This is a genomic window from Pseudomonas sp. A0308, from assembly GCF_044218815.1.
Lineage (GTDB): Bacteria > Pseudomonadota > Gammaproteobacteria > Pseudomonadales > Pseudomonadaceae > Aquipseudomonas > Aquipseudomonas iridis.
This window is the reverse complement of sequence record NZ_CP162581.1, coordinates 2473585-2493686: the sequence shown is the minus strand read 5'-3', so window position 1 is coordinate 2493686 and position 20102 is coordinate 2473585. Positions and strand designations below refer to the sequence as shown.

22 protein-coding genes are annotated in these 20102 nt (G+C 59.7%); 13 read left to right on the top strand and 9 right to left on the bottom strand.

The features are described 5' to 3' along the window. Positions 1-35 precede the first annotated feature (35 nt). Positions 36-494, top strand: a complete 459-nt coding sequence (locus AB4P92_RS11630; protein ID WP_210624826.1) for an OmpA family protein — start codon at positions 36-38, stop codon at positions 492-494. Here AB4P92_RS11630 and AB4P92_RS11625 read toward each other — a convergent pair. Then, positions 491-1438: a LysR family transcriptional regulator gene (locus tag AB4P92_RS11625; RefSeq protein WP_200611493.1), complete on the bottom strand. Its 948-nt coding sequence runs from the start codon at positions 1436-1438 to the stop codon at positions 491-493. The two genes, AB4P92_RS11630 and AB4P92_RS11625, sit on opposite strands and share 4 nt — an antisense overlap. 149 nt (positions 1439-1587) lie before the next feature. Here AB4P92_RS11625 and AB4P92_RS11620 point away from each other — a divergent pair, with 149 nt between their 5' ends. Beyond that, positions 1588-3114, top strand: coding sequence for a CoA-acylating methylmalonate-semialdehyde dehydrogenase (locus AB4P92_RS11620; RefSeq protein ID WP_395599399.1), 1527 nt, complete (start codon positions 1588-1590; stop codon positions 3112-3114). A 10-nt stretch (positions 3115-3124) separates the two neighbouring features. Next, positions 3125-4027 (top strand): 3-hydroxyisobutyrate dehydrogenase, encoded by a 903-nt coding sequence (gene mmsB / locus AB4P92_RS11615; protein ID WP_395599398.1) that lies wholly within the window; start codon positions 3125-3127, stop codon positions 4025-4027. Positions 4028-4190: 163 nt separating this feature from the next. On the opposite strand, the gene AB4P92_RS11610 is transcribed toward mmsB, so the two are convergent. The 4 genes from AB4P92_RS11610 to AB4P92_RS11595 all read right to left on the bottom strand — a co-directional run bounded on the left by AB4P92_RS11610 (position 4191) and on the right by AB4P92_RS11595 (position 6570). After that, positions 4191-4541 (bottom strand): cupin domain-containing protein, encoded by a 351-nt coding sequence (locus AB4P92_RS11610; RefSeq protein WP_023969491.1) that lies wholly within the window; start codon positions 4539-4541, stop codon positions 4191-4193. Positions 4542-4647: 106 nt separating this feature from the next. Continuing rightward, positions 4648-5019: a MerR family transcriptional regulator gene (locus tag AB4P92_RS11605; protein WP_042557543.1), complete on the bottom strand. Its 372-nt coding sequence runs from the start codon at positions 5017-5019 to the stop codon at positions 4648-4650. Between the two features lie 48 nt (positions 5020-5067). Beyond that, positions 5068-5643, bottom strand: a complete 576-nt coding sequence (locus AB4P92_RS11600; protein WP_047299660.1) for an NAD(P)H-dependent oxidoreductase — start codon at positions 5641-5643, stop codon at positions 5068-5070. 45 nt (positions 5644-5688) lie between these two features. Next, the gene (locus AB4P92_RS11595) at positions 5689-6570 is read right to left on the bottom strand and encodes a LysR substrate-binding domain-containing protein (RefSeq protein ID WP_395599397.1); all 882 of its coding nucleotides are present in this window, start codon (positions 6568-6570) and stop codon (positions 5689-5691) included. A 230-nt stretch (positions 6571-6800) separates the two neighbouring features. Between AB4P92_RS11595 and AB4P92_RS11590 the strand changes: the two genes are divergently transcribed. Beyond that, positions 6801-7565, top strand: a complete 765-nt coding sequence (locus AB4P92_RS11590) for a sulfite exporter TauE/SafE family protein (protein WP_395599396.1) — start codon at positions 6801-6803, stop codon at positions 7563-7565. On the opposite strand, the gene AB4P92_RS11585 is transcribed toward AB4P92_RS11590, so the two are convergent. After that, the gene (locus tag AB4P92_RS11585) at positions 7555-7869 is read right to left on the bottom strand and encodes a putative quinol monooxygenase (RefSeq protein ID WP_273878323.1); all 315 of its coding nucleotides are present in this window, start codon (positions 7867-7869) and stop codon (positions 7555-7557) included. The genes AB4P92_RS11590 and AB4P92_RS11585 overlap by 11 nt on opposite strands. Positions 7870-8053: 184 nt before the next feature. Between AB4P92_RS11585 and AB4P92_RS11580 the strand changes: the two genes are divergently transcribed. From AB4P92_RS11580 to AB4P92_RS11565, 4 genes are all read left to right on the top strand, one after another. Then, on the top strand, positions 8054-8644 hold the full coding sequence (locus AB4P92_RS11580; protein ID WP_042557548.1) for an NAD(P)H-dependent oxidoreductase: 591 nt from the start codon (positions 8054-8056) through the stop codon (positions 8642-8644). 127 nt (positions 8645-8771) lie between these two features. Beyond that, a complete protein-coding gene (locus tag AB4P92_RS11575) occupies positions 8772-9683 on the top strand; it encodes a LysR family transcriptional regulator (protein WP_200611443.1) in 912 nt (303 codons plus the stop codon). 103 nt (positions 9684-9786) lie between these two features. Further along, positions 9787-10680 (top strand): NAD-dependent epimerase/dehydratase family protein, encoded by an 894-nt coding sequence (locus tag AB4P92_RS11570; protein WP_395599395.1) that lies wholly within the window; start codon positions 9787-9789, stop codon positions 10678-10680. A 139-nt stretch (positions 10681-10819) separates the two neighbouring features. Further along, the gene (locus AB4P92_RS11565; protein ID WP_047299665.1) at positions 10820-11437 is read left to right on the top strand and encodes a Fic family protein; all 618 of its coding nucleotides are present in this window, start codon (positions 10820-10822) and stop codon (positions 11435-11437) included. 9 nt (positions 11438-11446) lie between these two features. Here the strand turns inward: AB4P92_RS11565 and AB4P92_RS11560 are convergent, their stop codons facing one another. Beyond that, positions 11447-11608 (bottom strand): hypothetical protein, encoded by a 162-nt coding sequence (locus AB4P92_RS11560; protein WP_273878320.1) that lies wholly within the window; start codon positions 11606-11608, stop codon positions 11447-11449. Between the two features lie 351 nt (positions 11609-11959). Here AB4P92_RS11560 and AB4P92_RS11555 point away from each other — a divergent pair, with 351 nt between their 5' ends. The 4 genes from AB4P92_RS11555 to AB4P92_RS11540 all read left to right on the top strand — a co-directional run bounded on the left by AB4P92_RS11555 (position 11960) and on the right by AB4P92_RS11540 (position 16131). Continuing rightward, the gene (locus AB4P92_RS11555) at positions 11960-13309 is read left to right on the top strand and encodes a GntP family permease (protein ID WP_115148412.1); all 1350 of its coding nucleotides are present in this window, start codon (positions 11960-11962) and stop codon (positions 13307-13309) included. 15 nt (positions 13310-13324) lie between these two features. Further along, positions 13325-14185 carry a MurR/RpiR family transcriptional regulator gene (locus AB4P92_RS11550; protein ID WP_261736793.1) on the top strand — a complete coding sequence of 287 codons (861 nt, stop codon included), beginning with the start codon at positions 13325-13327 and terminating at the stop codon, positions 14183-14185. Position 14186: 1 nt separating this feature from the next. Beyond that, a complete protein-coding gene (locus tag AB4P92_RS11545; RefSeq protein WP_395599394.1) occupies positions 14187-15644 on the top strand; it encodes an amidohydrolase family protein in 1458 nt (485 codons plus the stop codon). Positions 15645-15762: 118 nt separating this feature from the next. After that, positions 15763-16131, top strand: a complete 369-nt coding sequence (locus tag AB4P92_RS11540; protein ID WP_042557554.1) for a glyoxalase superfamily protein — start codon at positions 15763-15765, stop codon at positions 16129-16131. Positions 16132-16398: 267 nt separating this feature from the next. On the opposite strand, the gene AB4P92_RS11535 is transcribed toward AB4P92_RS11540, so the two are convergent. Next, positions 16399-16764 carry a DUF6124 family protein gene (locus tag AB4P92_RS11535; RefSeq protein WP_395599393.1) on the bottom strand — a complete coding sequence of 122 codons (366 nt, stop codon included), beginning with the start codon at positions 16762-16764 and terminating at the stop codon, positions 16399-16401. 513 nt (positions 16765-17277) lie between these two features. Then, entirely contained in the window at positions 17278-18294 is a 1017-nt protein-coding gene (locus AB4P92_RS11530) for an AraC family transcriptional regulator (RefSeq protein WP_395599392.1), read from the bottom strand. Between the two features lie 209 nt (positions 18295-18503). Here AB4P92_RS11530 and AB4P92_RS11525 point away from each other — a divergent pair, with 209 nt between their 5' ends. Next, positions 18504-20099 (top strand): FAD-binding oxidoreductase, encoded by a 1596-nt coding sequence (locus tag AB4P92_RS11525; RefSeq protein WP_395599391.1) that lies wholly within the window; start codon positions 18504-18506, stop codon positions 20097-20099. The last annotated feature ends 3 nt before the right edge of the window (positions 20100-20102 follow it).

Below are 20102 nucleotides of genomic sequence, written 5' to 3'. Positions count from 1 at the left end.
TGTTCACTTTTCCTTCTCGACTGTTTTCCACGCTGATGTTGATGGCCATATTGGCGCTGACCGGTTGCCAGACCGCCCCGCAAAAGGGCCTCTCTGCGGCGCAGGTTGCCGTGCTCAAGCAACAAGGCTTCGAGCTGACTGACGATGGCTGGGAGTTCGGCCTGTCCGGCAAAGTGCTGTTCGGCAGCGATGTCGAGAGCCTCAATACACAGAGCACCGAGATCGTCTCGCGCATCGGCAAAGCCCTGTTGGGCGTGGGCATTGAGCGGGTACGGGTCGACGGCCACACTGATGCGTCGGGCAAGGAAACCTACAACCAGCAACTGTCATTGCGCCGGGCCAAGAGCGTCGCCAACGTATTGGGCACGGTTGGCATGAAGCAAGAAAACATACAGCTGCGCGGGCTGGGCAGCAGCGAGCCGGTGGCATCCAACGACACCGCCGCGGGCCGCACGGAAAACCGTCGGGTTTCGATTGTGGTCAGCGCCGACTAATCGGCGAACTGCATCTCACGGGTCTGCCCCATCAGCAGACCCTGATTACGCTCGGTCACCTCACGGATGTAATCCCACAACAAGGTAATCCGCTTCAACTTGCGCAGATCCTCCCGGCAGTACATCCAGAACTGCCGGGTGATGTCGATTTCTTCCGGCAGCACCGGCAACAAACGCGGGTCCTGTGCGGCGAGGAAACACGGCAGAATCGCCAGTGAGCGACCTTGCTGCGCCGCGACGAATTGCGCGATCACGCTGGTGCTGCGCAAGTTCGCGCTGGCACCCGGTAGCGCATTCGCCAGGTAAAGCAGCTCCGAGCTGAACGCCAGGTCATCCACATAACTGATGAATTGATGCTTGCCCAAGTCTGCCGGGCGGCGGATCGGTGGGTGTTTGTCGAGGTAGTCCTGGGTCGCATAGAGCTGCAAGCGGTAGTCGCAGAGTTTGCAGCAGACGTACGGTCCGTGCTCCGGGCGTTCCAGCGCGATGACGATGTCGGCCTCTCGCTTGGACAGGCTGATGAAGTGAGGCAGCGGCAGGATGTCCACCGAGATGGCCGGGTAGGCGTCGACGAAATGGCTCAGTTGCGGCGTGATGAAAAAACTGCCGAAGCCTTCAGTGCAGCCCATGCGCACATGCCCGGACAGCGCCACGCCAGAGCCTGAAACCTGCTCGCAGGCCATGTGCAATGTGCTTTCAATCGATTCGGCGTATCCCAGCAAACGCTGGCCTTCGGTGGTGAGCACGAAGCCGCTGGTCCGCGATTTCTCGAACAGCAACGTGCCTAACGCCGATTCCAGCGAACTGATCCGCCGCGACACGGTGGTGTAGTCGACCGCCAGCCGTTTGGCCGCGGTGCTGGCCTTGCGGGTGCGGGCAACTTCGAGGAAAAACTTGAGGTCGTCCCAGTTCAGCGAACCTAGAGAGGTGATGTTTTTTTGCATGATGGACGGGCTTTTATGTGCGTTCTTATTAGAAGTTTGCACATCTATACTCCAAAAACAGTCCGACAACCAACTCGTGACACACGCCTCATCTCAAGGCGAACCTTTCGCCTTGGCTCCTACGATAAAAACAAGTTTCGGAGACCAGCATGAACGCATCGCTTACGCCCAACGAAACCACGCTGCAGAAGGTCAAGCTGCTGATCGACGGCGAGTGGGTCGAGTCGCAAACCACCGAGTGGCACGACATCGTCAACCCGGCGACCCAGCAAGTGCTGGCCCAAGTCCCGTTCGCGACCGCCGCTGAAGTCGATGCCGCCGTCAGCGCCGCCCAGCGTGCCTTCCAGACCTGGAAACTGACTCCGATCGGCGCGCGGATGCGCATCATGCTCAAGCTGCAAGCGCTGATCCGCGAGCACTCCAAGCGTATCGCCGTGGTGCTGAGCGCCGAGCAGGGCAAAACCATTGCCGACGCCGAGGGCGATATTTTCCGTGGCCTGGAAGTGGTCGAGCACGCCTGCTCCATCGGCAGCCTGCAAATGGGCGAGTTCGCCGAGAACGTCGCGGGTGGCGTCGATACTTACACCCTGCGCCAACCGATCGGCGTTTGCGCCGGCATCACGCCGTTCAATTTCCCGGCGATGATTCCGCTGTGGATGTTCCCGATGGCCATCGCTTGCGGCAACACTTTCGTATTGAAACCCTCTGAGCAAGATCCGCTGTCGACCATGCTGCTGGTGGAGCTGGCGATTGAAGCCGGTGTGCCAGCGGGCGTGCTCAACGTGGTTCACGGTGGCAAAGACGTGGTTGATGGCCTGTGCACCCACAAGGACATCAAAGCCGTGTCCTTCGTCGGTTCGACCGCTGTCGGTACTCACGTCTATGACCTGGCCGGCAAGCACGGCAAACGCGTGCAGTCGATGATGGGGGCGAAGAACCACGCCGTGGTGCTGGCGGACGCCAATCGCGAGCAAGCGCTAAATGCGCTGGTCGGTGCCGGTTTCGGTGCGGCGGGACAACGTTGCATGGCCACTTCGGTGGTGGTGCTGGTGGGCGCGGCGAAACAATGGCTGCCTGACCTGAAAGCGCTGGCGCAGAAACTCACCGTCAACGCCGGTAACGAGCCGGGCACTGATGTCGGTCCGGTGATCTCGAAAAAGGCCAAGGCACGGATTCTCGAGCTGATCGAAAGCGGCATCAAGGAAGGCGCCAAGCTTGAGCTGGACGGTCGTGACATCAGCGTGCCGGGTTACGAGCAAGGCAACTTCGTCGGCCCGACCCTGTTCTCGGGCGTGACCACCGACATGCAGATCTACACCCAGGAAATCTTCGGCCCGGTGCTGGTGGTGCTGGAAGTCGATACGCTTGATCAGGCGATTGCGCTGGTCAACGCCAACCCGTTCGGTAACGGCACAGGTCTGTTCACCCAGAGCGGTGCGGCGGCGCGTAAATTCCAGACGGAAATCGATGTTGGCCAGGTTGGCATCAACATCCCGATTCCGGTGCCGGTGCCGTTCTTCAGCTTCACCGGTTCGCGCGGTTCGAAACTCGGCGACCTCGGCCCGTACGGCAAGCAAGTGGTGCAGTTCTACACGCAGACCAAAACGGTCACGGCGCGCTGGTTCGATGACGACAGCGTCAACGACGGCGTGAACACCACCATCAACCTGCGCTGAGGAACGTGCCATGAAAATCGCATTTATCGGTCTGGGCAACATGGGCGCGCCGATGGCGCGCAACCTGATCAAGGCTGGCCATTCGCTGAATCTGGTCGACTTGAACAAAACCGTGTTGGCGGAGTTGGAGCAGATGGGCGGCACCATCCGCGCTTCGGCCCGCGAGGCTGCCGAGGACGCCGAACTGGTGATCACCATGCTCCCGGCCGCCGTGCACGTGCGCAGCGTCTGGCTCGGTGAAGACGGTATTCTCGCCGGCATCGGCAAAGGCGTGCCGGCGGTGGATTGCAGCACCATCGATCCGCAGACTGCTCGTGACGTCGCTGCGGCTGCCGCCAAACAAGGCGTGGCCATGGCCGATGCGCCGGTGTCCGGCGGTACGGGCGGTGCGACTGCCGGGACCCTGACCTTCATGGTCGGCGCCACGCCGGAACTGTTCGCCACCCTGCAACCGGTGCTGGCGCAAATGGGCCGCAACATCGTTCATTGCGGTGAAGTCGGCACCGGGCAGATCGCCAAAATCTGCAACAACCTGCTGCTGGCGATTTCGATGGTCGGCGTCAGTGAAGCGATGGCGCTGGGTGATGCGCTGGGGATCGATACGTCGGTGCTGGCCGGGATCATCAACAGTTCGACCGGGCGTTGCTGGAGTTCGGAAATGTACAACCCATGGCCGGGCATCGTCGAAACAGCACCGGCTTCTCGTGGGTACACCGGTGGTTTCGGTGCTGAATTGATGCTCAAGGATCTGGGCCTTGCGACTGAAGCGGCGCGTCAGGCACATCAGCCAGTTGTACTGGGCGCGGTGGCGCAGCAGCTATATCAGGCAATGAGCCAGCGCGGGGACGGCGGGAAAGATTTCTCGGCGATTATAAACAGCTATCGCAAGCCTGCAATTGAAGGGCAGCGCTGAACAAACTGTGGGAGCGAGCCTGCTCGCGATGACGGCGGTCGCTTCAACAAGGAAGTGACTGACCGTCCGCTTTCGCGAGCAGGCTCGCTCCCACAAGAGAATTGCGTGTATCTGATATTGTTTGCCGGGAAACCACGTCGGGTGGTTCCCCGGCTTTTTTGCATCAGGCAAACACGAAATATTTGCGCACCGTCTCAACCACTTCCCACGTGCCTTTCATCCCTGGCTCAACCACGAAGATGTCGCCCGCGCGCAGGTGGATGGGTTCCATGCCGTCGGGGGTGATCACGCAGTAGCCTTCCTGGAAATGGCAGTACTCCCACTTCACATAATCGACTCGCCACTTGCCCGGCGTGCAGATCCAGGTGCCCATGATCTTGCTGCCGTCTTCGCTGGTGTAGGCATTTAGGTTGACGGTGTGCGGGTCGCCTTCGAGTTTTTCCCATTTGCAGGCGTCGAGTACCGGCAGCGGATGGGTATCGCGCAGAACGGTGATAGGGGCGGTCGCGGTCATGAGAACTCCGGGCTGAGGGCTGTGGACTGAAGTCGCACCCTATAGCGCCCGGTCGCCGGTCAGTTGTCTGTACTCGACATCAAGCTGCTCAGAAACGCGCAGATCGTTAGAGTTTCTCCAGCGGGCATTCAACTCTGGCTCGCTCCAGCTCGACCTCAAACCCTTCGAGTTGCGCGTATTGGCGCGTGAGTTCGGCCATGGTGCGGTTGATCTCGCTTTTTTTCGCTTCTATGGCTTGTTGTGCCAACGCCCACGGCATCGCCTCACCGTGATGTTCGCAGAAGATCGCCTGCAACTCCTTGAGCCGAAAACCCATGTCTTTGGCGCACTTGATGAAGATCAGCAGTTCGACACTCTGCTGATCGTACAGGCGGTAGTTACCCTGTCGCCGGGGTGTGGGCAACAGGCCGATCGACTCGTAGTGGCGGATGCTTTTGATGGTGGTGCCGGAACGTTGCGCGGCTTGGCCGATGTACATATAAGTCCCTTTTTCAACAAGTAACAGCGCAGCGCATTATCGGCAGACTCAGCGGCTGGCGATAGCCTGCACCTGTCCCAGCCAGGCTTGCCGTTGCTGATCGCTTGAGCCGAGCACCGGCCCGAACGTCAGCGTGCGCAAGGGTTTGATCCCACAGAAATCGAGGGTCGTCTTGCGCACCTGATGTAGCCCCGGCATGCGATAGATCCAGCGGTAATACCAGGGCGGAGTATCCATGGTCACCAGTAAATCGGCGGTGCGTCCCGCCAACAGTTTTTCGGGAAACGCTTTGCCCGAGCGATATTTGAAGGCAAAACCCGGGAGAAACACCCGATCAAAAAAACCTTTGAGCAACGCCGGAATACCGCCCCACCAGATCGGGTAAACCAGTGTCAGATGTTCGGCCCAGAGTATGTCGGATTGTGCCGCGTTCAAGTCATCTTCCAGCGGCTGGATCTGTTGATAACTGTCGCGCAGCACCGGATCGAAAACCATCTCGCCAAGGCGCAACTGGCGCACCTCGTGTCCGGCATCGAGTGCTGATTGTGCGTAGCGCTCAGCGAGTGCAGCGCAAAAACTCTTGGTCGAAGGATGGCCGAGAATCAGCAGAATGCGTTTGCCCATGGTCATCGTCCCTGCTGTAAAAAAGCCAAGGATGAAGTCTGCCCCTTAGGGGAGAGTCAAGGCTTTGAGCAGCGCTTTGGCGTAACTCGGCAGAGCGCTGAAATCCTTCGCGCACAGCCGCAACGTGCGGCGCGCCCAAGGCTCTTCGAGGGCAACGCTTTTGAATGAGCGTGGCGTTGCGCGCTCGACGGCAGCCAGCGGCACAATCGCCACTCCGGCGCCGTGGCCGACCATGCGCATCACGCCGTCGAAACCGTCGGCGCGGATGCGGATCTGCATGCGCGAGCCACTGTGCAAAGCCTGTTCTTCAAGATAGATCGCCAGTGCGCTGTCGGCGCCCAGTGCTACGAATTCGTAGCGCAAGGCATCGCTGAAACTGACCTCGACGGCGTCAGATAATGGGTGATCCAGCGGCAGAATCAGTACCAATGGATCGTCACGAAAAGGCTGGGTTTGTAGGTCGCTGGTGTCGACCGCGTCGGAAACAATCCCAAGATCCGCCGCCCCCTGACGCAAGGCGTGGGTGATGCGGGCGCTGGGCAGCTCTTGCAGGTCGATGTCGAGATTGGGATGGCTGCGCAGGAAGTCCGCGAGCACTTCCGGCAGGTACTCGGTGATTGCGGTGGTGTTGCACAACAACCGCACCTGACCTTTGACGCCTTGTGCGTATTCGGCGAGATCCTGCTGCATGCGTTCGGCTTGTTGCAGGAGGACGCGTGCGTGGTGGGCCAACGCTTTGCCTGCGGGTGTCGGGGTGACGCCACGACGACCGCGTTCCAGAAAGTCAGCGCCGAGTGAGGCTTCCATTGCACGAATTCGCGCACTGGCGGCGGCGAGGGACAGATGGCTGCGGGCGGCGCCGGCGGTGATGTTGCCGGTGTCGAGAATGTGCAGATAGAGGCGCAGATCGGTGAGGTCGAAGTGCATGGGCAGCCTCTGGTTTTGTGGTTTATGGATAGACCCCATCGCTGGCAAGCCAGCTCCCACAGGGTTTTGTGTGTACTCAGGTTTTGAATGCAACCGATAAACCTGTGGGAGCTGGCTTGCCAGCGATGGGGCCAGTTGCCTTAATGAATTTCCAAGCCTCTTGCATTGGCAGAGGCTGTCTCAGTATATGGCAGATTTTCAGTCAGTCCCGACTGGCGCACAGTAGCGCCATGAACACACTCGCAGATTTCTACCAAAACCTCGGTCTGGCCCTGTCCCTGCTGGTCATCGCCACATTCGTGCTCGCCGGTCTGATCAAAGGCGTCATTGGCCTCGGCCTGCCGACCGTCGCCATGGGGCTGCTCGGTCTGGATATGTCCCCATCACAGGCTGCTGCGTTGCTGATCATCCCGGCAACATTGACCAACGTCTGGCAACTGGCGTTCGGCGGTCATTTGAAAGGATTGATCAAACGCCTCTGGCCGATGCTTTTGATGATTTTCCTCGGCGCCGGTATCGGCACGTTATCGATCGGCATGGTCGGCGGACATTGGGTGGTACGCGGATTGGGCGCGGCACTGTTGCTGTATGCGTTGAGCGGGCTATTGCTGCCGACGCTGCACATAAAGCCGCGCCATGAGCCATGGCTTGGCCCGGTCTGCGGGGTGATCACCGGTGTTATCACTTCGGCCACCGGAGTCTTCGTGATTCCCGCAGTGCCATACCTGCAAGCGCTGGGTTTGAGTCGCGATGAACTGGTGCAGGCGCTCGGGCTGTCGTTTACCGTCTCGACCCTGGCGTTGGCCGGCGGCTTGCTCTGGCGTGGCGCGTTGGGTGGCGGTGAATTGAGCGCCTCGCTGCTGGCGCTGGTTCCGGCAGTGCTTGGCATGTTGCTCGGCCAATGGCTGCGTCAGCGAATCAGCGCGGTGCTGTTCAAACGGGTGTTCTTCATCGGTCTGGGCGCGCTCGGCGCCCACTTGCTGATCAGCGGCTAGCCGACGATTCACTGAGCATGTCGATCGAGCGAATGTCGAAATCTCGCTCCAGAAACTCCATGCGCTGCTCGAAAAACTGCTTCATGTGCGGCAGGTTCGAGTGCACATCGAGATGCGCCTGGGATGCCCAGATCTCGTAGAAGATGAACAGTGTCGGATCTTCTTTGTCGCGCAGCATGTGATATTCGATGCAGCCCGGCTCGACGCGGCTTGGCTCGACATAGGCACGGAACAGCGCTTCGAAAGCCGCGGCTTTTTCCGGACGGGTCTTGGCGTGCAGGATGAAACCCAGGCGTTCACTCATCGGAACAACTCCTCAAATTCAGATGGCTGCGAATGCTACGGCAACAATCTGCTGTCGATTCGTGCTTTTTAATCAAATGTATTTTGCGCAACCACGGCTTATTCCGCGCGAGGCCGATCGTTAACCTGCCGCCATTCAACTTTCCCTTCTTCACCCAGCCAGATGGCTGCGCCGAGGCTTTCTCATGAAAAAAGTGTTGTTGCTCAATGGCGGTAAAAAATTCGCTCACTCCGACGGTCGCTACAACACCACCCTGCACGAAACCGCGCTGAGCGTGCTGGATCGCGGCGGTGTCGACGTCAAGACGACCTTCATCGACGAGGGGTATGACGTCGCTGAAGAAGTCGCCAAATTCCTCTGGGCCGATGTGATCATTTATCAAATGCCAGGCTGGTGGATGGGCGCGCCGTGGACGGTAAAAAAGTACATTGACGAAGTCTTCACCGAAGGCCACGGCAGCCTTTACGCCAGCGATGGTCGCACCCGTTCCGATGCGTCGCAGAAGTACGGCAGTGGTGGTCTGGTCCAGGGCAAGCAATACATGCTCTCGCTGACGTGGAACGCGCCGCAGCAAGCGTTTGATGACCCGACTGATTTCTTCGAAGCCAAGGGCGTGGACGCGGTGTACTTCCCGTTTCACAAGGCCAATGAGTTTCTGGGCATGACCGGGTTACCGACGTTTCTGTGTGTCGACGTGATGAAGCGCCCGAACATCGAGAATGATGTGGCGCGCTACGAGCAGCATTTGAGCGAGGTGTTTGGCCTCAAGGCTTGAGTGGTTTCGGGCTACTATCGGTTGTAACAGCAAAAGATCGCAGCCTTCGCCAGCTGCTACAGGGGAACGCATTTCACTGTAGGAGCTGGCGAAGGCTGCGATCTTGGCGATTTCAAAGAGGACACCCGTGAAAGCCAGATCCGATGAGTTGCAGATTTTCGTCTGTGTGATCGAGTGCGGTTCGATTTCCGCCGCGGCCGAGCAGGTCGGGCAGACGCCGTCGGCCGTCAGCCGCACGTTGTCACGGCTGGAAGCCAAGCTTGATACCACGCTGATCAACCGCACCACGCGGCGCATGGACCTGACCGAGGAGGGCAAGTATTTCTTTGAGCAGGCCAAGCTGATTCTCGATCAGATGGAGCAACTCGAAGAACGCCTGTCCTCACGCCAGCAAACCCCGTCCGGACGCCTGCGGATCAACGCCGCGTCGCCGTTCATGCTGCACGCCGTCGTGCCCTACATCGACGAATTCCGTCAGCTCTACCCGGACATCCAGCTCGAACTCAACAGCAATGACCTGATCATTGACCTGCTGGAACAAAGCACCGACGTCGCCATCCGCATCGGCACCCTCGCCGATTCGACATTGCATGCGCGGTCGCTGGGTTGCAGTCCGCTGCTGATCGTCGCCAGCCCTGCCTATCTGAAAACCCACGGCACGCCGTTGCAAGTGGCCGACCTCAGCGAACACGCCTTGCTCGGTTTTACCCAGAACGAAGGCCTCAATCAGTGGCCGTTGCGTTACGTGCACGGTGACCGCTGGCCCATCACCCCGGCCATCAGCGCCTCCAGCGGCGAAACCGTTCGGCACTTGGCGCTGGAAGGGCAGGGCATCGCGTGCCTGTCGCACTTCATGACCATCGACGACATCCGCGCCGGGCGTTTGAAGGTCGTGCTGGCGGAATTCAACAGTGGTTATCGCCAACCGATCAACGCCGTTTACTACCGTAACTCGCAACTGGCGCTGCGGATTCAGTGCTTCCTCGACTTCATCCAGAGCAAACTCGCGGCTTACGCCAGCGCCGATTTCAAAGGCTGATTCGTGACCTCTGCGCAACAGTGATTTGGGCGAGCGCGGGTTTTTCGGCCGCCGTCGTCGGTCGATACTCGTCCCATCACTTACTCACGCAGGGAGTTTCTCCATGAACGTATTCGTCACCGGCGCTGCCGGTTTTATCGGCGGCTCCATCGCTACCGGTCTGGTTCAGGCCGGCCACAATGTTACGGGTCTGGTGCGCAGCGCCGAACAAGCCGATGAACTCAAAGCACTGGGCATCACCCCGGTGATCGGCACCCTCGACGACAAAACACTGCTCGCCGAACAGGCCCGCGCTGCCGACGCAGTGATCAACGCCGCCAGCAGCGACCACCGCGCTGCGGTTGAGGCCTTGCTCGACGCTTTGCGCGGCTCCAATAAAGTATTCCTGCACACCAGCGGTTCGAGCATCGTCGGCGATGCATCCGGCGGCAAGTCGAGCGACGTCATCTACTACGAAGACAACCTTCCCGAGCCGACCGTCGACAAAGCCGCACGCGTGGCCATCGACAACCTGATCCTCGATGCCGCGAAGGACGGCGTGAATTCGGCCGTCGTCTGCAACACCTTGATCTACGGCCACAGCCTGGGCGTCAACCGCGACAGCGTGCAATTGCCGCGCTTGCTGAAACAGGCGCGCAAAAGCGCTGTGGTTCGCCACGTCGGCACGGGTCAGAACATCTGGTCCAACGTACACATCGAAGACGTCGTCGCCCTGTACCTGCTGGCGCTGACCAAAAACGTCCCGGGCACGTTCTACTTTGTCGAAAGCGGCGAAGCGTCGTTCATCGACATGACCACCGCCATGGCCGAAGCCCTCAACCTGGGCCAGCCACAAGACTGGCCACTTCCGGATGCCGAAGCCGAGTGGGGCTATGAAATGGCCAACTACGGCCTCGGCTCCAACAGCCGGGTACGCGGCAAACACGCCCGCGAAATGCTGGGCTGGACGCCGAAACGCACCTCGGTGGTTGAATGGATTCGTAACGAAATGGTGTGATTGGCGTTCAGGCCCCGCCATGCTTTGTCATCAACCTTCAGAACGGCTGCCATCGGGCAGCCGTTTTTGTTTCAGGCTTTGCTCTTGTATTACGTCAGTCCTATGGTGCTCTGAACATTGCAGTTCAGCAGGTACAAGGATGATTAATCGTTACGACGCAGAAGGGGCTCAAAGCAGCTTTCAGGCCGGTTCGAATGAGCAAGTGCTGAGCAATAAGCTGGGAATTACCGATCCTGAAGACATGGATGATGCAGAACTTGTTCTGCTAGAAAAGCTTTACCAATCTGTACTCATAGAGCATTTGCCTGATCGGCCAATAACTGTTCAGGATTTGAAAGATTGGCATCGACACTGGCTGGGCAATATCTATCCATGGGCTGGCGAGATCCGCGCGGTAAATTTGGGCAAGGATGGCTTCTTCTTCGCCGCTGCGCCGCAGATCGCTCGATTGCTCGATGGATTTGAAAAGGACTGTCTTACCAAATACACACCGTGTAGACCTGATCTGGATGAAAATCTGATTCGGGCCATCGCTGTAACGCACGTGGAGTTCATCCTGATTCATCCTTTTCGCGAAGGTAATGGGCGCCTCTCGCGATTATTGGCGGATGTCATGGCCGTGCAGGCGGGCTACGTGCCGCTTGACTACAGCAGTTGGGAACGAAACAGGGAGGCTTATTTTGCAGCAATCAATCAGGGGCTGAACTGCAACTACGAACCCATGGAGTATTGGGTGCGGCAGGCGTTGTGGACTTGAGATAAAAGGCTATTTGGCCAGGGAAAGGTGCAGAAACTTGCTGGATCTGACTTTGAGCTTGCGCTCGATTGTCTCGACACTTTGACCGGTCTCTATGGCTGTCGAGCTGGCGATCGCGCGGATCAACGTTTCGGCAGTCAGCTTTTTTCTGGTGCGGCGCGCAGTTGTCATGGCGAGGGCTCGATAGAGAACGTCAGGCGAGTATAGCGCTTGCCTCAATTTTCAGAATACCCCTTAAACCTGTGGGAGCTGGCTTGCCAGCGATAGCGGCCGACCAGCCAGCATCGATGTTGAATGTGCAGCCGTCATCGCTGGCAAGCCAGCTCTCACAGGGTTTTGTGTTTGCCGCAAAGCCATGAAAATCCCGCCCCCCAATTTTCATTAATCACGACAAGACATATCCATCCGCGACACCTTTTGCCTCTCCGCGAAAATTACTTTCATGTGGTTTGAAATCTCGATCTCGAAATGATTTATGAGTTTCACAACCCATTCGAACGTGACCCTTTCGAGGAGTACCGCATGACGCCTTCTTTCGGCTATTGGCTGCTGGTGTATGCCGCCGTGGCCATCATCGCTTTGATCGTGTTGATCGCCCGTTATCGACTCAATCCCTTCATTGTCATCACGCTGATTTCCATTGGTCTGGCACTGGTGGCGGGCATGCCGCCGTCGGGTGTGGTGGGTGCGTATGAGGCCGGGGTCGGCAAGACGCTCGGGCACATTGCGCTGGTGGTGGCGCTGGGGACGATGCTCGGCAAGATGATGGCCGAGTCCGGTGGCGCGGATCAGATGGCGCGCACGTTGATCGACAAGTTCGGCGAGAAGAACGCGCACTGGGCGATGGTCTGCATCGCGTTTCTGGTCGGGCTGCCGCTGTTCTTCGAAGTCGGTTTTGTGTTGCTGGTGCCGATTGCGTTTACCGTGGCGCGACGGGTGGGTGTCTCCATCCTGATGGTTGGTTTGCCCATGGTTGCCGGCCTCTCGGTGGTGCATGCATTGGTGCCGCCGCACCCGGCCGCAATGCTGGCGGTGCAGGCGTATCAGGCGTCGGTCGGGCAGACCTTGTTGTATGCAATCGCGATCGGGATTCCTACGGCGATCATCGCCGGCCCGCTGTACGCCAAATTCATCGTCCCGCGCATTCAGTTGCCGGCGGATAACCCGCTGGAAAAACAATTCCTCGACCGCGAGCCACGCGACAAGCTGCCGAGCTTCGGCATCACCATGGCGACCATTCTGTTGCCGGTGGTGCTGATGCTGATCGGCGGTTGGGCCAACCTGATTTCGACGCCGGGCAGCGGTTTCAATCAGTTCCTGTTGTTCATCGGCAACTCGGTGATTGCGCTGTTGCTGGCGACGTTGCTGAGCTTCTGGACGCTGGGCATCGCCCAAGGTTTCAACCGCGAATCGATCCTCAAATTCACCAATGAATGCCTGGCACCGACCGCCAGCATCACCTTGCTGGTGGGGGCGGGCGGTGGTTTGAACCGGATACTGGTCGACGCCGGCGTGACCGATCAAATCGTCGGCCTCGCTCACGAATTTCATCTGTCGCCGCTGCTCATGGGTTGGCTATTTGCCGCTCTGATGCGTATCGCTACCGGTTCGGCGACTGTGGCGATGACCACCGCGTCCGGCGTGGTTGCGCCTGTGGCCATTGGTTTGGGATATCCACACCCCGAACTGTTGGTGCTGGCGACCGGGGCCGGGTCGGTTATCTTTTCCCACGTCAACGACGGCGGCTTCTGGTTGATCAAGGAATACTTCAACATGACGGTCGCGCAGACGTTCAAGACCTGGACCGTGCTTGAGACGTTGATCTCGCTGGTCGCTTTCGGTCTGACCGTCGGCCTTTCTTACCTGCTGTAACCGGAGCCCGCCGCCATGGACATCCTCTACCAGATCCGCGCCCGTCAGGATTCTTTCAGCGCCGGCGAAGGCCGCATCGCCCGTTTGATGCTCGATGACGTCGGCTTTGCCGCCTCCGCCAGCCTCGAAGATTTGGCGCAACGAGCAGAAGTCAGCACCGCCACGCTGTCGCGATTTGCCCGTACCGTCGGTTGCCGCGACCTGCGTGATCTGCGCCTGCAACTGGCCCAGGCCAGCGGCGTGGGCAGTCGTTTTCTCGACCCGGCGGGCACGCCTGAACAGTCGGCGTTCTATGGCCAGATTGTCGGCGATATCGAAAGCACCCTGCGTCAGCATCTGGCCGGGTTCGACGAATCACGCTTCGCCGATGCGGTAAAACTGCTCGGTCAGGCGCGGATGATCCACGCCTTCGGCATGGGCGGCTGCTCGACCCTGTGCAGCGATGAGTTGCAGGTGCGTCTGGTACGGCTCGGTTATCCGATTGCGGTCTGCCACGACGCGGTGATGATGCGCGTCACCGCCGCCAGCCTCAACGCCGAACAGGTAGTCATCGTCTGCTCGCTGACCGGCATCACCCCGGAATTGCTGGAGACCGTCGAACTGGCGCGCAACTACGGCGCGCGCATCCTCGCCATCACTCGTGCCGACTCGCCGCTGGCGGAACTGGCCGACATCGTCCTGCCGCTGCAAGGCGCAGAGACATCGTTCATCTACAAACCGACGGCAGCGCGTTACGGCATGTTGCTTGCCATCGACGTCCTCGCGACCGAGCTGGCGCTGGCCAGTCCTGAAGACAATCAAGAACGTCTGCGGCGCATCAAACTCGCTCTCGACGAATACCGTGGCGGCGACGATCACCTGCCGCTGGGAGACTGACATGCTGTACGACACCCTGATTCGCAACGCCCTGATCATCGATGGCAGCAACACACCCGGCTATCGCGCTGACGTGGCGATTCTCAACGGTCGAATCGAGCGCATCGGCGACCTGCGCGATGCCCAGGCCACCGAAGCAATCGACGCTGCCGGCCGCGTGCTGGCGCCGGGTTTTATCGACGTGCACACCCACGACGACACCGTGGTCATCCGTCAGCCAGAGATGCTGCCAAAACTCAGCCAAGGCGTGACCACGGTGATTGTCGGCAACTGTGGCATCAGCGCTTCGCCGGTCAGCTTGAAAGGCAATCCGCCGGATCCGATGAACCTGCTCGGCAGCGCAGCGGCGTTTGTTTATCCACGGTTCAGCGATTACCGCGCGGCGGTCGAAGCGGCCAACACCACGTTGAACGTTGCCGCGTTGGTCGGTCACACGGCGCTGCGCAGCAATCACCTCGACGACCTGTTTCGCACCGCGACTCCTGCCGAAATCACCGCGATGCGCGCGCAGTTGCGCGAAAGTCTTGAGGCTGGCGCACTTGGATTATCCACAGGTCTGGCTTACGCCAGCGCCTATAGCGCCTCCACCGATGAAGTCATGCAACTGACCGAAGAACTGGCGGCATTCGGCGCGGTGTACACCACTCATCTACGCAGCGAATTTGCCCCGGTGCTGGAGGCGATGGATGAGGCATTTCAGATCGGGCGCCACGCTAAATCGCCAGTGATCATTTCCCACCTCAAGTGTGCCGGTGTCGGCAACTGGGGGCGCAGTCCGCAGTTGCTCGCGTCGTTGGAAGAGGCAGCGAAAACCCATCCGGTCGGCTGCGATTGCTATCCGTATGCGGCGAGTTCCTCGACGCTGGATCTGAAACAAGTCACCGACGCGCACCGCATCACCATCACCTGGTCGACGCCGCATCCGGAGGTCAGTGGTCGCGATCTGATCGACATCGCTGCCGATTGGAACGTGCCGTTGCTCGACGCGGCAAAACGCCTGCAACCGGCGGGTGCGGTGTACTACGGCATGGACGAGGCGGATGTACGAAGAATCCTCGCGCACCCGCTGTCGATGGTGGGCTCTGACGGACTGCCGGAAGACCCGTTCCCGCACCCACGCCTGTGGGGCGCTTTCCCACGGGTGCTCGGGCATTTCAGTCGTGACGTCGGACTGTTTCCGCTGCACACGGCGGTGCACAAGATGACCGGTCTGTCGGCGGCGCGGTTTGGCTTGAAGGAAAGAGGCGAGATTCGTGAAGGAAACTGGGCGGATCTGGTGATGTTCGATCCGGCGACCGTGCGCGATGTTGCGGATTTCCATGATCCGCAACGGGCGGCGCAGGGGATTGACGGGGTGTGGATCAACGGTGTTTTGAGTTACAGCGATGGTCAGGCAAATGGTCGAAGGGAAGGGCGGTTTCTTGCGCGCCAGGGCGATTTGCGCGACGGCTTTAGTTGATGTTTCGCGCAGTGCGTCACAGTAGTGGCACATTGCGACTAAAGAAAACCATCAACAAGCCGAAGTGCTGACATCCAGCCCGGCTACACTCTTGGGCCAACCAGTCAGGGAGCAACCCATGAGCTTCGGCAAAACCACCCCGATCCTGCGGATTTTCGATGAAGCCAAAGCCGTAGAGTTCTACGTCGACTTCCTCGGTTTCAAGATCGACTGGCAGCATCGTTTCGAAGCGAACTTCCCGTTATATCTGCAGGTGTCGCGTGGCGAATGCGTGCTGCATTTATCCGAGCATCATGGCGATGCCTCGCCGGGTTCGGCGTTGCGCATCGAGACCGATGAACTTGAGGCATTTCAGCAGCAATTGGTGGCCAAGGAATACAAGTTCTCGCATCCGCAGATTCAGGCGACGCCGTGGGGTAGCCAGGACATGACCATTGCCGATCCGTTTGGGAATCGGTTGGTGTTTACCAATGCGATTAGTGTTTGAGCCTGGAAGCCCCTCATCGGAACGCCGCCCGCCTAACCCTCTCCCGGAGGGAGAGGGGACTGACCGAGGTGTCATGCGCTGTACATCGACCTGAAAGACTTGCAGCGATTATGGATTCACCGCGGTGTTTGCAGGTCGGCGTAAATCGTCAGCGTCTCTCGGTCGGCCCCCTCTCCCCCGGGAGAGGGCTGGGGTGAGGGTAAAAAATCGCAAGCCAACCAAAAAGCCCGCTGCCCAACCACTACGGTCTGCCAGCGGGCTTTTTCGCTACTCAGTCGGCACTAATCTGTCCAGCACCCGGTTAACCGCCAGCTCTGCCAGCATCACCACCTGCGCGATGCCTTGCAGGGTTTTGCGGTGTGTGCCTTCCACCATGGCTACGTGGTTGTTAAGCATGACGGTGGCCGAGCCGAGCGTTTCACTGGCATCTGCCAGCAGGGATTCGTTATCGGACTCGGGGCTGGCCATGTACAGCGCGTTGGGTTTGTAAGGCGCGGCCATGATTTCGGCGGTTGGTGGGCCGAGGTAGTGGTCGAGGGCGCGCTCGGCGGCTTCGTGGAGTTTCTTTGAATCGGGGGATTCGTAGGGCGAGGCCGGGTCGGTGACCGGTGGGTTTGGCGTTACTTTGAACATTTACCAGATCCTCATTGGAGGCTGGCCAACGCTTCTCTACTAAAAGAAGTGGAGGCAGCTGTGCGCAGGTTAGTAGACCGGGGATCTGGGAAACCGGCGCGCCCGGAGGCGCCCTGCGCACAGCCACCATAACGTTCAGGCAAGGCCTGTCGATCTGATGAGCTATACGCCCCAAACATGCCGGGCTACTAAACCCGATCACTGGAAATCAGTGACGGATCCAAGTTACGCAGCAAGGCCAGGGCGCACAAGCCGGCGGATTCTGGCTTAGGCGTAGGCCGCGGCGCAAGGATTTGTAGGCTCTTGGGCGTAACACAGAGTGTCTTTAAACATCATGGAGGTAGCGGGTTTATTGCGCTAAATATGGCGTGGATTTACCTGTCGGATTGAGGTGCGGCGACGGACGCCTTCGCGAGCAGGCTCGCTCCCACAGTGAGTTGTGCTGTCCACAAAACCTGAGTCCACTACAGTTCAACTGTGGGAGCGAGCCTGCTCGCGAAGGGGCCCGCGCAATCACCCCCGATGCGTCTGCCGAAACTCCCCGGGCGGCATCCCCCGCCGGCTCTTGAATGTGCGATGAAACGACCTCGGTTCGGTAAACCCCAAATACTGCGCAATGTCCTGAATCGGCAACGTGCTGTTCAACAGGTAGTGCTCAGCCAACTCCTGCCGCAGATCATCCAGAATTTGCTGATAAGACGTGCCCGCCTGATGCAACTGCCGCTGCAACGTGCGCACCGACACAGCAAGATGCTCGGCCACCTGCTCCTTGCGCGGCAGGCCCTCCTTGAGCAACTGACGCAAAATGCTCTTCACCTGTTGCGCAAGCGACGCATCCTCCAGGGTCGCCATCAACCCCATCGCATGCTCTTCCAGCGTGCGCAGCAATTGCGCATCGGCCTGACGCAGCGGCAACTGCAAATACGCCGGCGGCACAATCAACGCTGAATACGGTTGATCGAACAGCACCGGGCAATCGAAAAACGCTTCGTACTGCGCGAGCGTCACCTCGTCAGGACACGAATATTCCAGCCAGACTGCCGCTGGCGACATCTGCGTATCAGCAATCCAGCGCGCATATTGCAGCCACGAACCAAGGACGTTTTCCACCAGATGCCGACGAATCCGCGGGCGCTGATAACGGCAGGTCCAGATCAGGTGTACTTGGCCATCCTGCACCTCGGCGCGGCTGACGCCCATGTCGCCTACCAGCTTCTCGAACGGCATGATGCGGCTCATCGCATCGCCCAGGGTCGCGCAGTTCATGGTGATGTAACCGAGCACACTCCATGAATTGGGCAGCACAAAATTCGCTGCATTGAGCCCGAACAGCGGATCGCCCGAGTGCTCGCAGAAATAATCGAGCAACTTTTCATGCGCCTCACCCGGCAAGCGCAGGGTGTTGTCGCTCAACTGCTGCGCCTGCAACCCGGCCGCCGCCAACGCAGGCTCGATGGCCATGCCCAATTGCTCGGCATGGCGCAGGTACTTGAGCAGCGGCGGAACGGAGGTGAAGCCGAGCGATTGCATGATCGTATTCCCTTGATCAAAGCGTGCATGAGCGGATGAATGCCTGAAAGGTAATTTGAAACCACGGCTAAAGTAAATGGCTGACGCTTGCGCGACGTTTGACTCAATTGGCTACACGAACTGGCCGGATGCGACCGTGACACTTTTCGGCCGCCGACTAGTATGGACGCCTGAAATATCGCTGATAAGAACCGAAAAAGGACACACGCATGCGACGCTGGAACGGCTGGGGAGATGCAACCACGGTGGTCGAACTGCCGGCCCAGGGCGCGAGTTTTCTCGCCGAACGGTTGGGCGACGGTCGAGCGCTGCCCGATGCGACGCTGGAAACGGCGCTGGCCCGCGTGCCTGAATCGCGGTTGCGGGCTCACACGTTGTACAGCGTCGATGCTCATGACCGGTTACTGCACGCTCGCGGCCAGAGCCTGCCGGATTGGCTGGCATTACGCGAAGGCACGTTGGGCCATTATCCCGATGCGGTGGCATTCCCCGAGACAGCCGAGCAGATTCGCCAATTGCTGGGGCTCGCCCATGAACAAGACCTGTGCCTGATTCCTTACGGCGGCGGCACGTCGGTGGCCGGGCACATCAACCCGCCGGATTCCGCGCGGCCGGTAGTGACGGTGTCGCTGGCGCGGATGAATCGTCTGATCGACCTTGATGAACACAGCCTGTTGGCGACTTTCGGCCCCGGTGCCAGTGGTCCGCAGGTGGAAAGTCAGTTGCGGGCGCGCGGTTACACGTTGGGGCATTTTCCGCAGTCGTGGGAGCTGTCGACGTTGGGCGGTTGGGTTGCCAGTCGTTCCAGCGGCCAGCAATCTCTGCGTTATGGGCGGATCGAGCAATTGTTCGCCGGGGGCACGCTGGAAACGTTCGCCGGCCCTCTGCAAATCCCCACGTTCCCGGCCTCGGCCGCCGGCCCCGATCTGCGTGAAGTGGTGTTGGGCTGCGAGGGCCGTTTCGGGATCATTTCCGAGGTCACGGTGCGGGTCTGCGCACTGCCCGCTGATGAACGTTTCTACGGCGTTTTTCTGCCGAGCTGGAGCAAAGCGCTGCAAGCCATCCGCCAATTGGCTCAGGCGCGGGTGCCGCTGTCGATGTTGCGCCTGTCCAACGCGGTGGAGACCGAAACGCAACTGGCGTTGGCCGGCCATCCGCAGCAAATTGCCTGGCTGGAAAAGTACCTGAGCTTGCGTGGAGCAGGCGAGGGCAAGTGCCTGCTGACCTTCGGCGTGACCGGCAATCGTCGGCAAAATGCGCTGTCGCTCAGGCAAGCGCGGCAGCATCTCAAAGCTTTTGGCGGCGTATTCACCGGCACCTTGCTCGGCAAGAAATGGGCACAGAATCGCTTCCGTTTTCCTTACCTGCGCGAGAACCTGTGGAACGCCGGTTATGTGGTCGACACCCTCGAAACCGCCACCGACTGGAGCAACGTCGACAACCTGCTCACCCTCATCGAAAACAGCCTGCGCGATGCCTTGGCCGCTGAAGGCGAGCGGGTGCATGTGTTCACTCATCTGTCCCACGTCTACGGCGAGGGTTCGAGCATCTACACCACCTACGTGTTTCGCCCTGCGGCGGATTACCCCGCGACGCTGGCGCGCTGGCAGGCGCTCAAGCACGCGGCCAGCCAGACCATCGTCGACAACCACGGCACCATCAGTCACCAGCACGGCGTGGGCAAGGATCACGCGCCGTACCTGCTGCGCGAGAAAGGCGCGCTGGCGATGGACACCTTGCAGGCGTTGAGCCGGCACTTCGATCCGGCCGGGCGCCTCAACCCCGGCACGCTGTTACCGGAGTGACGG